The following is an 11,997-nucleotide window of genomic DNA, read 5'->3' on the forward strand; positions in this document are numbered from 1 at the left end:
CCTGTATTGGTCGTAGCCTACGGCATGGTTACGGCAACGTGGACAGCCACGGCAGATACACAAATAATAAATTAGCCAATCAATAGCAATTTATTATTAGATGTTTAACAAAATCATGCTGAAAATTGTAATCGTTGAAATAGAAAAAATTATGGTTTTTGGCTATCTTAACTATGCCTCAGTTGTCAATGAAGCATCCAGTTTTAAGACATGGAACTACAAACAGTTTTTAAATCTTTTTCTTCAGAAAACAAATAAAGCTTTGATAAGGAAGTATGCCACCTCTAATTTCATAAAAATGTCTGTTTTTTTCACATAATGTACATTTTAAGTCTGTTGACATTAATTCCAATATTTCAAATTCATACTCCTCAGGGAAAGTAACGGTTAAGTCTGCATTAATTATTGGATATCTTGTGCTGTAAAAATCTGTAACGCTTTCTTCATAAATTGTCTTAAATATAAAATATGCATCAACATACTTTTTGGCTGGTATTTTCAGTTCAAAAATTATTTCTTCATGAGTTTCTTTTTTGACTCCCTTAGTTTGAGTTTTATCCTTTGTATCCCACTCAAATAATAACTGACCCTCTAGTTGGCAACGTGCAATTTCTAAAGAGCTATTTATTGCTGTTGGCGTTTTTTTAAACGTTATAATAAAAGGGTTCAAAACCTCTTCAATACTTGTGTTATGTAATTGATATTTCATTGTTTGTATAAGTTCTATTTTACCCTGAAATTCTTTAAAATCATAAATCCAAATAGCATTTTTTCTCAAAATTTTATTGTTAATAGTATCTTTTTTTAGTATTTCATATATTTCTATAGGAATAAGAGTTTTAAATAAAGAGTCAAATACATTTATATTAATTGCTTGATTGATTTGATTTAAATTATTTTCTCTTTGCTCTTGCTCCTTAGCATCTATTCGATTTTGAATAAATACAAGAATAAATATTGAGGCTGACAACCCATAAAAAAAATTACTTAAAACTTCAGCTATTCTCCCTACTGGATGATTAGATAAAATATTCTTTTTTACTAAATTTCCAGATTCTATTATACTTATTTCTTTTGATACTAAATTATAATTTTGAGACCAAATATCAAAACTAATACCTAAAATTAAAGAAATTATCAAAATGAAATAAATTATTGGTGATGGTTCTTGTTTTCGTTTTACAAAGATCATAGTTTTAGGGGAAGTGTTAGGGTAGGTGTCACCAAGTGCCAAGTTCCCTCAGAATGTTGTCCATAGCAGGTTTAAGCACACAAGTGTAGCTATTAAACTGGAAACCTTCCGATCACAGAATCGTATTCTTTTTGAGCTTCTCCTATAGATAACCGTGAGTATACCTCCAGCGACTGCCGAGACGAGTGTCCTGAGTAAGGTTGAATCATTGCATCATCAATCCCTTGCTTCTTCAACCATGTCAGCAAAAAGTGGCGTAGCCTGTCGTAGCCTGTGAGGTGAGATCGCTCTATTGAGTCCCGCAGCCGTTGCATACTTTTCCAGAATTTTTCTCACACCTCGGTCACTATACTTGCGCTTCCACGACGACTCAAATAGATAATCCCTCTTTTGTTACTTTAGGAAAAGAAAAATTAGCAAGAAATTCAACTAGCTATAGGGAAACTGACTGGAGAAGCCCGAAAATTATTCATGAAGTTAATTAATTTCAAAAAGCAACGTTTCATGCCAGGAATATTAAATACTGTGAGCCAAGGTTGAATCAAACAGTAAAAAATATAGGGTTGAATAATCAATCTCAGGTTATTTAAGGCACTCTTCCATGTAGTGCCAGACTCCCAATAAGGATGTTGGCTATAGTGAAGAAGATTAGATTCAGTGTGTGACGAAAATTCTGAAGCTTCAAAATGCCTCACATCCTCAAATACTGAATAATAGTGTTGGCAATAGTTATCTATGAAAGCAACTGTGTTTACTGCCTGTCTACGCGGTGTAACCATTCCTGTTACTTACTTTTTCCAGGTTGCCTCCTGATTATACTCTCCCCGTAGTAACAAAAGAGGGATTAGATGGTTAACATAGACCTTGAATAAGAATCTGACGCAGACAAGTCAGTGCGCCCTTGCGGGTTCCCACTTTCTTCAAGGCGGGCAATGTCTAACTTGTACTTCAAAGGAGAATCCCAGGGTAGAAAGTGCGGTCACGTTGTAGTAATTAACGTCGCACAAAGGCGCAAAGAAGAGAAATCTTTAGCATTCACAAACAATTCAGGATTGCTGTATGTAAAAAATTTTAGGCTCAACAACATGATTTATGAAAAGTTACAGTTAGCTCATATTGCTGTGCTACCTTGATATTTTATCAATCACGCCATAGTCATATGACCCAGCACCACCATCCCCATTATTACTAGCATTACCAGCGCCCTCTTCATCCAAAGTAGCACTATCACCAGGAGCTGCACTGGAATTAGGAAGTTTATAAATAAAGAAGTTATAAGTGTTAGAAATGCTGAGTACTTCTCCTCCCTGCAAAGCCATAGCCTCTGTATTATCTAAGTCTCGCAGAAATTTTTCAATATCTATAAGCTTTCCAGAATTACTAAAGTTCAGTTGAGAAAATTTGATATTTTCCATTGCTCATTTGTCCTATTAAATTTGGAAAAAATAGCAGTCTTCCTAGAAGAAAAAACATGATTGCTTAATAAGTTGAAATTTCGATAATTAGAAGCTAAATCTAACTATATAATTAACAAGATAATTACTAATACTTCACTATATCTCTAACTTAAGAGAGGAATAATGTTAAATAAGTTTGTAAGTTGAGATACTAAAATTTATCTATTTACTTTGCATTGGTACATCAACATTGGTGACAATTAAGTCTGTATAGCAGTTGCTCAATATTGGGTGCGGCGTTACAAGGGTGCATAGACGCGTATCGGCAAGTTAAGAAATATCACTTTTTGAACGCCTTAGTTAGTGCCATCGCCTATGCGGAAGCTGTTGTCTACAGTTGATATCACATCCTGATAGCAACAGTTTATCAACCGAGGGTATAGAAGCGAGTGTAGACAATTCGGCCGCAACAGGAGCAAAACCCCAATATCCAGGGTCCAACAGCTGGATAATGGTTTAGGTATTGGAAATCGCCATTTTATGTACCGTAAGAATTAAGAAATTTTCAGGCTTCCATCCTTCCCTATAGCGATATCACAGTTTCAGTAGATTCGCCCTGCGCGTGACGAGGGCGAAGATGTAAGGTGATTTCCGTATCGAGTCGCTTGAGGAAAATGAGCAGTTTGCCCTCGCTGAACCGTTGAAACTCTCCTTTCATCAAATGAGATACTTCTGGCTGCGGAATGCCAAGAAGTTCGCTGATTTCGCGTTGTTTCAGGTTGCGTTGTTTCAAAAGGCGCAGTACCTGAATCCCTATCTTGCCCCGTGTAAAAAGTTCCGAAGCATTCTCCAAATCGAGGTCAGCAAATACATTGCCACTGCTTTCTTCAAAAATCGGTTCCTGTGTCATTCTTGTTTCTCCCTTGCTACCGCATCCTTATAGCGTTGTTTAATCAGATCAACATCAGCCTGTGGAGTTTTAATCCCCTGCTTTGATTTCTTCTGAAAAGCGTGCAGGACATAGATTTTCTCTCCAATCTTTACCGCATAGACTGCTCTGTAAGTATCGGTATCGTAGCGTTTGACGATTTCATACACGCCGCTTCCAACCCCTTTAAAAGGCTTGGCATCCATTGGTGTTTCCCCTGCTTGCACCAATTGCAGCGCATAGCCTACTGATGCACGCACTTCAAGAGGAAATGAACGGATATTTTTGAGAGAGTCTCCCATCCAAACAAGAGGTCGTAAAGGAATTTCTATAATATCCTCATCATCTTCCATATTATATGAAATTTCCTATAAAATCAGTCAGACAATAGCATGAAATGTCCCCCGCACCACAAGAGAGGTAAATTTTATTTACAGTTGGTTTCCTTCTAGACTGCCGTGTAGACGCTGGTGGAGAGAAAATTGATATCGGTTTTGATAGCAACTCCCTTATCAACCAGGGGTATAGAAGCAGTATAGACAGTTGAGCAAGCCGCAACATGAGCAAATCATACTGGTGCGGATCATACCTGCAAGTGGTAATCGCGTTGCAAACATAAGCTATTTTTATCAGCCAACGAAAGAATGCGGCTTGTAGCGTGAGTGCTTGAGGGCTGATTGATAAGTCTGGGTTAATCGGGTGTCATCGCTGACGAAACAATAGGCTTTTTGGTCAGTTACATTGTTTAATTGCAGAAAGACCATGTAAGCTAGACCCTATGAAAATCAATCGATTCGGCAGAGCAGAAATCCTCACACCCGATCAAATCAATCTCCTATTTAACGAGGGCTTTGTCAACCCGCGCGATCGCGCTCTGTTTGGCGTGTGTCTTTATGCGGCCTGCCGAATCAATGAAGCCTGCACTTTAGCAGTAAATGACGTGTTTGGCAGCAACGGTGTCAGAGGCGTGTTAGTGCTACGCAGCATCAACACCAAAGGCAAGCGGGACACTAGGGAAATTCGAGTGCATCCCAAGCTCAAGCAGTATTTAGAAGAGTACAACCCCAACCGCCGCAAGGAGTTCTTGTTTCCCGGTCGGCATGGGTTGTTACATATTCACAAGGTCAGTGCTGACAAAATCCTCAGAGATACCTGTGTGCGGCTGGGGATTGAGGGGGTTAGTACGCACAGTTTCAGGAGAACAGCGTTAACCAGGATGAGCGATGCCGGGATACCTTTGCGCCACATTCAGGAGATATCGGGGCATCGGACTTTGGCAGCTTTGGAGCGATATCTGGGGGTAACTGAGAAGCAGAAGCAGAACGCTATCTCTGCTTTGGATTTTTGAGGGGAGCAACGTGATTTTGTGAAGTTGGGCAAAAAATGTGCGCTCACTAAAAAATCCATTTCAGGATACAGACAATTGTTACTTCTTTAAACGTATCGGCTTCCTATATTTCATTCATTCATTAATAATAAGTATTTTTTATACATTGCAGTTCATAAGTCTTTGCGTGACAGAATAGAATAGAAACATCAATCCTTGGTTAGCTACAGAACTATCCCCTACACGCGGATGTATCTCTTTATTCTGGTAACAATATTGATAAAGATGTCTAGGTAAATGTCCGCATATCGCCCGAAGATCATATTGTGAATCCTCCCACCATTCAACAGTCTCGCAGAAATGCGAAAAGGTTTCACAATACTGATTTTAATTGCGCTCATGCGCGAATTGGTTTGAGTACCTTGTTCTTTACCATACCCAGAAATTTCAATTGTTAAAGACGATATGGGAATTCCCATATCGTTTGCTAATTCCTGCAAATACTCTTGGCGCGTCCGCGCCAATTGACTTTCATCGCGCTTACTGTAGACCCTGCATTTTTTAGCCTATATCTAATTTTGTCTAGCGTTTTTGGGAATTTTAATAAGAGACTCTTGATGAGTTTAACGTATTAGATTATTAGTGAGGGCTGAAATGACTAGAGCTTCATCTTTCCCCGCAGATTATACTATTCGCCAACTACAGAAGAACGACAAAGCAATATATCAAATTTATCTTTTGAAGTTAAATTCTTCATTTACAGCATATTTATATCATTATTTACTGTTATTAGGTTTTGTGATTGTTGTTTTTGAATTTTTTGATGGTCGAGAGCTTTTGGAAAAAGTTCCTATTTTTCAAGGTATTAGTCTTTATCAATCTTTTTGGATAGCTGTACTACTATCACACCTACTAATATTCATTGTTTCATTACGAGGTAATTTTTTACATATCACAAATAATCTTGCTAGACAAGATGGTTCAATAGTTTTGGTAATAGAACATAATAATCGTTTAGTAGGTTATGCTATACAGTCTAAGAAAGCTAGTTATTCGTGGTTAGATGAATTGTATGTTAAGCCAAATTATCGTCGTCTGGGGTTGGGATCTTATTTAGTGCAAAACCTCGCACGCAGAGGTGTTAAACCAATTTATGTGTTCCCTACTATTGTATCATTCAGATTTTATATACGTAATGGTTTTACTTTAGTCCAAGAGCAAAATCTTCCAAGCGAACTTCGCAAAATTAGCAGAAGAAGCAAACTTTTAGTTTTGATATAAGTAGGTTGGCGTTAAAAATTGTCGTTATGACAAGGCAGGAGGAGTGGGGTCCCTGTACTAAGCTGGAAGCTCGAAAAATCGGCACTCCTTCCACTAGCTCGATGCGGACAGCACCATCTAATGGTAAGCTGTTGGGCAAGTGTGACAATTTCATCGGTAAATTGGTTGTCATGGCATTAACCGGGGAGATAAACCAAGCTGTTCACAGAAATGCTTACTGTACTCTGCGGTTTCCCAATTTTGGGCAGATTTAACTTGTTCTATAGTTAAACCTTTAGCGTTCCAAAAATTAGCTCCTTCTATATTGGCGTTATTAAGCTTTGCTCCTTCAAGGTTAGCATTTCCAAACTTTGCTTCTTTCAAATTGGCGCTTTGGAGATTGGCATTTTTAAGAACTGCTCCACGAAAACTAGCCTCGGCAAAATCAGAACCCTCAAGGTTAGCTTCCTGAAGATTAACACCCCAAAGAATTGCTTTTGAGAGTTTAACTTGTTGAAGAGAAACATGAGGGGCAATCAAGTAAGCTCCTGCTGCCGCCGCGTTGAAACCTATTGGAAACTTGGTATATTCATCATATAAAACTTCTCTTAGGTCGGTACTTTCCATTTTTGCTTTTAGAAGAGAAGCACCATAAAGTCTAGCTCTATAAAGTTTAGCTTTACTAAGATTAGCTTCCTCAAGTCTTGCTTGTGTAAAATCAACCCCTGTGAGATTAGCTCCTACTAAATCTGCTCCAGTTAAGTCAATACGTTTTAAATCAGCATTTGGAGCATCTATATTTCGCAAAGAAACACCATCACTGGCTAATTCTTCCAGAGCAATTTTTCTAGCATAGCTAGTAACTGTACCAGAAGCAGCAGCCGCATCGATGGCTTTCCAGTACTCAAAATGTGACCTCTTTCTTTCAGCAATAATTCTTTCTTCTCGTTTTGGGAGTTCAAGTAGGAAAACCGTTACACCTATCAGCACCCCCAGTTTACTAAGAGCATCAAGTATCTTGATAAAACCTAAATTTGAAAGCCAGTTAGCAATTGGGTCGGAAAAAAATAAGGTAATTATCAAAACTATCAAAGCACTAAGCCAAACAGTCAAAAGTAAAAGTCGCTTTAGCCATAATAATGATTTGACTTTCTGCTTTGATTGATTGCTTCTCAAGATTATTTAGCCTTCTGCTGTCTACGTGCTTAATATAACCAGATGTAGTCGAAAATTGGTAGTTGTAACAACATATTAATTGTAGAGATAGGTAAATTAGGAGTCAAAAATTACTTTATCCAGACTGTCGGTGAGATAATTTTGGCTGACTTGTCATCTAAATAGAAATTGTAAACAGGTTCTCCTGATAATTCACAGCGAAGCGGCTCAAGAATTTTAGTGAACGGATTCCAAACTGCTGTTACAGTCCGTTTTACTTTCTTTCGTTGCAACTCACACTGAATATGTACCGTAGGGAGATGGATAATCATTGCACTGTGCAACGAAGCTTCTACACTCATTGCATAACGCTCTTGGATATCTAACAATTTTCTCTCTAACTCTCTATTAGTGGCTTCAATTCGTGCTAGTTCTTTATCTAGTTCATCACCAATCAATTTTTTTAACTCAATCTTGTTGCGAATCGAGTCGCTAATCGTGTTGTAATAATCCTTGAGTCTTTCTTCATCTCTAGCTCTAGCTCTTGTTAATTTAGCCTGCCAATTATCTAGAGATTTTCCAATTAATATTGCACTTTGATGTTCGATTAACCTCAACAACTCTTCAATTGGCATCGCCAATGGTGTCTCTTGATGCTCCACAGTCATTAGGTCAGACTCCCAAAACAGAGCATCCCCAATTTCTACTGGTGTTACTCCTGTTATTTCATTGATAATGAACGAAACTAAACCAATCCTTTTTTCGGAAGCATTGGCTGTGTAAGCGACATTACACAAGATATAACGAGTAATTTCTGGTTTAGCATCTAAAAAACGAATTAAGCCATTTTGAGGTGCGAGTCTCTCCAATAAAATTTTCTCAAAGCCTGTGTTTTTCAGATGTCCATCGAATTTAACACCCAACGCACTAATAAGTCCTTTAACAGCTAATAGTTCAGATAGCTTATTTAAGACTTCTGAATGATAGGTGACAAAAACACTTTGGGGTACATCAGCAATAGTTGTAAAAGTAACTTCTTCGGGGAGCGAAAGCAGCGATGCTATATTTTCTGTTAACAACACATTCAAAATGTGTTCACCAGCAGGTTCTGCTATTCCATCATGCAGAGAAACAATTTTTTCTAAAGTAGCAATAATTGGATCTGAAATCATAGTTAGTCAAATCAATTTCTCAAGCTTCAAAATCTTCGCCAAAAATCTGTTCATCCAGTTCCTGAATTTGCTGATACTGGTTTTTGGCTTTCAACAAATTATCTGCCAATTGCTCGAAGGCTGTATCTAATTCGGGCTTGATCTGATGCTTGAGCCAGATATCCATAACAATTTCACTAAAGTCAAATTCATCATCCACGTTCCCCAAAATTGTTTCAATCTCTCCGACCACTAGTTCAAACATATTAATTTTGTCATGCAAGATCCGCAGAATATATTCTTCGATACTGCCCTTGAGACAAAAGTTAAAAATAAAAACATCCTGGGTTTGTCCAATGCGGTGAATACGACCAATGCGCTGTTCTATTTTCATTGGGTTCCAGGGGAGGTCATAATTAACGATCGCGTTCGCAAACTGAATGTTACGTCCTTCTCCCCCTGTTTCCGATGCTAAGAGTACAGAAACATTATCCCGAAATGCGGCTATAGCCTCATCTTTCTGTTTAAGGGACATCCCACCAGTAAATTCTGCAAAGGGTATATTTGCTGCAAGGAGAGTTTGGGCTAAATAAGTGCTAGTTGCTTTATGGGTCGTGAAGACCAAGGTTTTCTGGGAAGATTTTGAGAGCATCTCTACCAAAACTTTTGCTTTCTCGACCTGCTTCACCTGGGCTGCTCGTCTTGCTAAAGACTTCAATTCAGAGTCAGGTAGGCGTTTGGTCAATTGCTTGAGGGAGTCAGCCAAAGCACCAGGGGACGAACCAGCACGCATCAGCAAATTGGTGCGGGAGAGTCTGTCTAGCTTATCCTCTGAAGAACGTAGATACTCGCTCAAGTCCTGGTAAAGTTTCTCCTCGCCTGCTGCCGGGGTAACGGTAATTGTGGTGGCGAAGCGTTTGGGCAGTTTTACATCTACTAGGGCGCGGGTATTTCGCACCATCACTTCCCGCATCAGAGAGCGCAACTTTTCGGGATTTTTAGGGACTCGTCCATTCCTGGAATCGACATATTCTTTTTTAAAAGCGGCTTCTGTTTGTAGCAGTCCCGGTTTGAGGAGAGTTAGCAGATTAAACAATTCCACAAGGGAGTTCTGCACTGGCGTAGCGGTGAGCATGAGGATAAACCGCTTATTGAGAGCATTGACCAGTTTCCAGTTGAGGGTAGTGCGATTTTTCAGGTGGTGGGCTTCATCAACAACAACTAAGTCCCAAGTGCGACTAGTGACGTGCGGATAATGTTTAGCAGACTTAGCCGTGTTTAATGAAGCGATAATTCGCGGATTATTGATCCAAAATTCGTCTATCGGTTGTTGCGGGTCACGGTTATCTGTGGTGATAGTAGCAATATTAAATTTGTCACTTAACTCTGATTGCCACTGGGAAACTAGGGATGCGGGAGTTAACACCAGCATGGACTGTACCATACCCCTTGCTAAGTACTCGGCTATGATTAGTCCCGCCTCAATGGTTTTGCCCAATCCGACTTCATCGGCTAGTAATGCGCGTCCACCCAGTTGTCTAAGTACTTTTCGGGCTGTCTCAATCTGATACCAATATTTGTCAATAGCAGTTAGTGTGGGCAGGCAAATTAGCTGATCGTAGTCTGCCATTACCGAAAGGTTGAACAGGTCTAAACGCGCCTCGTAGAAGTTAATCGGGTCGTATTTACCAGCTTTCAGGGCTGATAAGGCAGTGTCAGAATTGAATTTGAATGTATAGTTTTTCTCCATGACGCACCCCTAACAGCTACTTTTAACCACACCGCGCACGCACTTTTGACCAGTTCAGCACCAATTAGGGAACTAGCTCAAAGCCCATGCCCACATGAGTGAAGTGAGCATCTTCGGTGAGGATTGTTGTAATGTTACATTCTTGCATAACGACCATTGAGGTCAAGTCAGTAAAAGAAATCAGGGGCTTATCGAGAAATTTAGAACGGAGTACTTGGGTTTGGGCAAAGCGTTCTTCAGTAATGCGTATTAAATAAAAGTTATCGGCTAAAAAAGCTGACAGCAGCGCTTTCATGGATTGGTCGGCTATCGGTGCAGGAAGTCGTCGAAAAAATATTGTGAATGTTTCGTCAAGAACGTAGTCAGTTGTATAAATTTGCCCATTTTGAGCAATGGCACGTTGGTAAGCTTGTGTGGCTTCTTGGTAATAGCGTTCACTTTTGTCGTGGAGCGTAAGCCAACCCCAAGTATCAATGAAAAACTTAGTCGCCATAGAGTTCCGAGTCTAAGTTGGCAGCCAGGGAGCCGTGAGATACTGCACCGATGAAGTTTGCCAGGGGGTCGCTACTGGAATTGGGGGGGTTTGAATCTGGTGATTTCTGGGTACGAGCAAGCTGTTGAACATACTGCAACACATCTGCAAGGTGCTGCTCTGGTAGTTGTTCAATCGCTTCAAAAATGGCTTGTTTGGTTGTCATAGCAATGACTTAATAATGTTGCTTTCTTATATAAAGTCTACTGCTGAAATTACTGTCTTAGCTAGGACTTCTCTTCATCTGATACACTTCAAGAAACTGGAAACTAAAACCGAGCCGGTTGACCAAAGATCATCGTATCTTCTAGGAACGAAAGCCAGTGTCAACTTCTGACAAGCCATGCCGCATTATTGCCCTGTTTAACCAAGCGGGTGGTGTCGCCAAATCAACACTAACCCAAAATTTGGGATACCACTTAGCAAAACGAGAACACCGCGTCCTCCTCATCGACCTAGACCCCCAAGCGTCCTTGACCAAATTCATGGGGTTAGTGCCATCTCAGTTACAAAAAACCGTTGCTGATGCCATTATCGATGAGCAGCCCTTACCAATTCATGAGGGCATTCACGGCATGGACTTGGTTCCAGCAAGCCGAGTCCTAAGTGGAGCCGAAATGCAGTTAGTCAGTGCTGCGATGCGCGAGTTGCGCCTTAAGGAAGCCATTGAGCCTATTCTGGATGAATACGACTTCATCCTTATAGATTGTCCCCCCAGTTTAGGGCTACTTTCCTATATCGCCTTAGTCGCAGCCACACACGTCCTCGTCCCCGTCGAAACCCATCTCAAAGCTTTTGAGGGAACAGACGAACTTTTACAAACTATCACCCACGTCAAAAATAAAGCTAACCGCAAAATTCAAATAGCCGGGTTTATTCCCACACGGTATGCTCAACAGAACTCAGCCGATAAACGCGCATTGGCAGCAATCACTGAACAACTTTCCGCTTGGGGTCGGATCTTCCCACCCATCCCCAGAGCTACCGCTTTTGTCGATGCGTCAGAAGAACGTGCGCCCCTAGCAGTATTTGACCAAAAACATTCTGTAGTCGCTATTCTTGAAGAAATCGCCAAGGCTTTGGAGGCTTTATGATCCGACGCAAACAAACAGACAAACCCTTTGGGGGTCAAATTACAACTCCACCCCCTGCACCTTGGTTATCCTCACCAGATGGCGAGTTGCCAGCCGCTACTGAAACTACTATCAAACTCTCAGATATAGTTCTGCCTCAACACCAGCCCCGACGATACTTTGACCCACAAGCATTAAAAGAATTAGTCTCGTCAGTCAAGCAGCATGGCAT

Annotated in this window: 14 protein-coding genes and 2 pseudogenes; 4 read left to right on the forward strand and 12 right to left on the reverse strand. The window is 40.2% G+C overall.

The features are described 5' to 3' along the window. Positions 1-229 precede the first annotated feature (229 nt). From H6G92_RS31315 to H6G92_RS31345, 6 genes and pseudogenes are all read right to left on the reverse strand, one after another. Positions 230-1,234, reverse strand: a complete 1,005-nt coding sequence (locus H6G92_RS31315) for a hypothetical protein (protein WP_190899749.1) — start codon at positions 1,232-1,234, stop codon at positions 230-232. Positions 1,235-1,284: 50 nt separating this feature from the next. Continuing rightward, a complete protein-coding gene (locus H6G92_RS31320) occupies positions 1,285-1,506 on the reverse strand; it encodes a site-specific integrase (RefSeq protein WP_190899751.1) in 222 nt (73 codons plus the stop codon). A 111-nt stretch (positions 1,507-1,617) separates the two neighbouring features. Continuing rightward, a pseudogene (locus H6G92_RS41400) lies at positions 1,618-1,830 on the reverse strand (IS701 family transposase); the annotation flags it as partial. 486 nt (positions 1,831-2,316) lie between these two features. After that, entirely contained in the window at positions 2,317-2,607 is a 291-nt protein-coding gene (locus H6G92_RS31335; protein WP_190899756.1) for a hypothetical protein, read from the reverse strand. Positions 2,608-3,172: 565 nt separating this feature from the next. Further along, a complete protein-coding gene (locus tag H6G92_RS31340) occupies positions 3,173-3,499 on the reverse strand; it encodes a helix-turn-helix domain-containing protein (RefSeq protein ID WP_190899757.1) in 327 nt (108 codons plus the stop codon). Then, positions 3,496-3,870 (reverse strand): type II toxin-antitoxin system RelE/ParE family toxin, encoded by a 375-nt coding sequence (locus H6G92_RS31345; RefSeq protein WP_190899760.1) that lies wholly within the window; start codon positions 3,868-3,870, stop codon positions 3,496-3,498. Before H6G92_RS31345 ends, H6G92_RS31340 begins: the two co-directional genes overlap by 4 nt. 425 nt (positions 3,871-4,295) lie before the next feature. Between H6G92_RS31345 and H6G92_RS31350 the strand changes: the two genes are divergently transcribed. Further along, entirely contained in the window at positions 4,296-4,865 is a 570-nt protein-coding gene (locus H6G92_RS31350; RefSeq protein WP_190899762.1) for a tyrosine-type recombinase/integrase, read from the forward strand. 218 nt (positions 4,866-5,083) lie between these two features. On the opposite strand, the gene H6G92_RS31355 is transcribed toward H6G92_RS31350, so the two are convergent. Further along, a complete protein-coding gene (locus H6G92_RS31355) occupies positions 5,084-5,368 on the reverse strand; it encodes a hypothetical protein (RefSeq protein WP_190899764.1) in 285 nt (94 codons plus the stop codon). A gap of 130 nt (positions 5,369-5,498) precedes the next feature. Here H6G92_RS31355 and H6G92_RS31360 point away from each other — a divergent pair, with 130 nt between their 5' ends. After that, positions 5,499-6,125, forward strand: a complete 627-nt coding sequence (locus tag H6G92_RS31360) for a GNAT family N-acetyltransferase (RefSeq protein ID WP_190899766.1) — start codon at positions 5,499-5,501, stop codon at positions 6,123-6,125. A gap of 168 nt (positions 6,126-6,293) precedes the next feature. Here H6G92_RS31360 and H6G92_RS31365 read toward each other — a convergent pair whose 3' ends face one another. The 5 genes from H6G92_RS31365 to H6G92_RS31385 all read right to left on the reverse strand — a co-directional run bounded on the left by H6G92_RS31365 (position 6,294) and on the right by H6G92_RS31385 (position 10,858). Further along, positions 6,294-7,217, reverse strand: a complete 924-nt coding sequence (locus H6G92_RS31365; protein ID WP_190899768.1) for a pentapeptide repeat-containing protein — start codon at positions 7,215-7,217, stop codon at positions 6,294-6,296. A gap of 173 nt (positions 7,218-7,390) precedes the next feature. Then, positions 7,391-8,431 carry a hypothetical protein gene (locus tag H6G92_RS31370; RefSeq protein WP_190899770.1) on the reverse strand — a complete coding sequence of 347 codons (1,041 nt, stop codon included), beginning with the start codon at positions 8,429-8,431 and terminating at the stop codon, positions 7,391-7,393. A 19-nt stretch (positions 8,432-8,450) separates the two neighbouring features. Next, entirely contained in the window at positions 8,451-10,160 is a 1,710-nt protein-coding gene (locus H6G92_RS31375; RefSeq protein WP_190899772.1) for a DEAD/DEAH box helicase, read from the reverse strand. 64 nt (positions 10,161-10,224) lie between these two features. Then, positions 10,225-10,653 carry a type II toxin-antitoxin system VapC family toxin gene (locus tag H6G92_RS31380; protein ID WP_190899774.1) on the reverse strand — a complete coding sequence of 143 codons (429 nt, stop codon included), beginning with the start codon at positions 10,651-10,653 and terminating at the stop codon, positions 10,225-10,227. Next, on the reverse strand, positions 10,643-10,858 hold the full coding sequence (locus H6G92_RS31385; RefSeq protein WP_100901991.1) for a hypothetical protein: 216 nt from the start codon (positions 10,856-10,858) through the stop codon (positions 10,643-10,645). The genes H6G92_RS31380 and H6G92_RS31385 overlap by 11 nt, the downstream gene beginning before the upstream one ends. 157 nt (positions 10,859-11,015) lie before the next feature. On the opposite strand from H6G92_RS31385, the gene H6G92_RS31390 reads away from it, so the two are divergent. Both H6G92_RS31390 and H6G92_RS31395 read left to right on the forward strand, forming a co-directional pair. After that, a complete protein-coding gene (locus H6G92_RS31390; protein ID WP_190899776.1) occupies positions 11,016-11,786 on the forward strand; it encodes a ParA family protein in 771 nt (256 codons plus the stop codon). Next, positions 11,783-11,997 (forward strand): annotated as a pseudogene (locus H6G92_RS31395) (ParB/RepB/Spo0J family partition protein); the annotation flags it as partial. The gene H6G92_RS31390 and the pseudogene H6G92_RS31395, both read left to right, overlap by 4 nt.

It is taken from the genome of Nostoc foliaceum FACHB-393 (assembly GCF_014698505.1).
Lineage (GTDB): Bacteria > Cyanobacteriota > Cyanobacteriia > Cyanobacteriales > Nostocaceae > Nostoc > Nostoc foliaceum_A.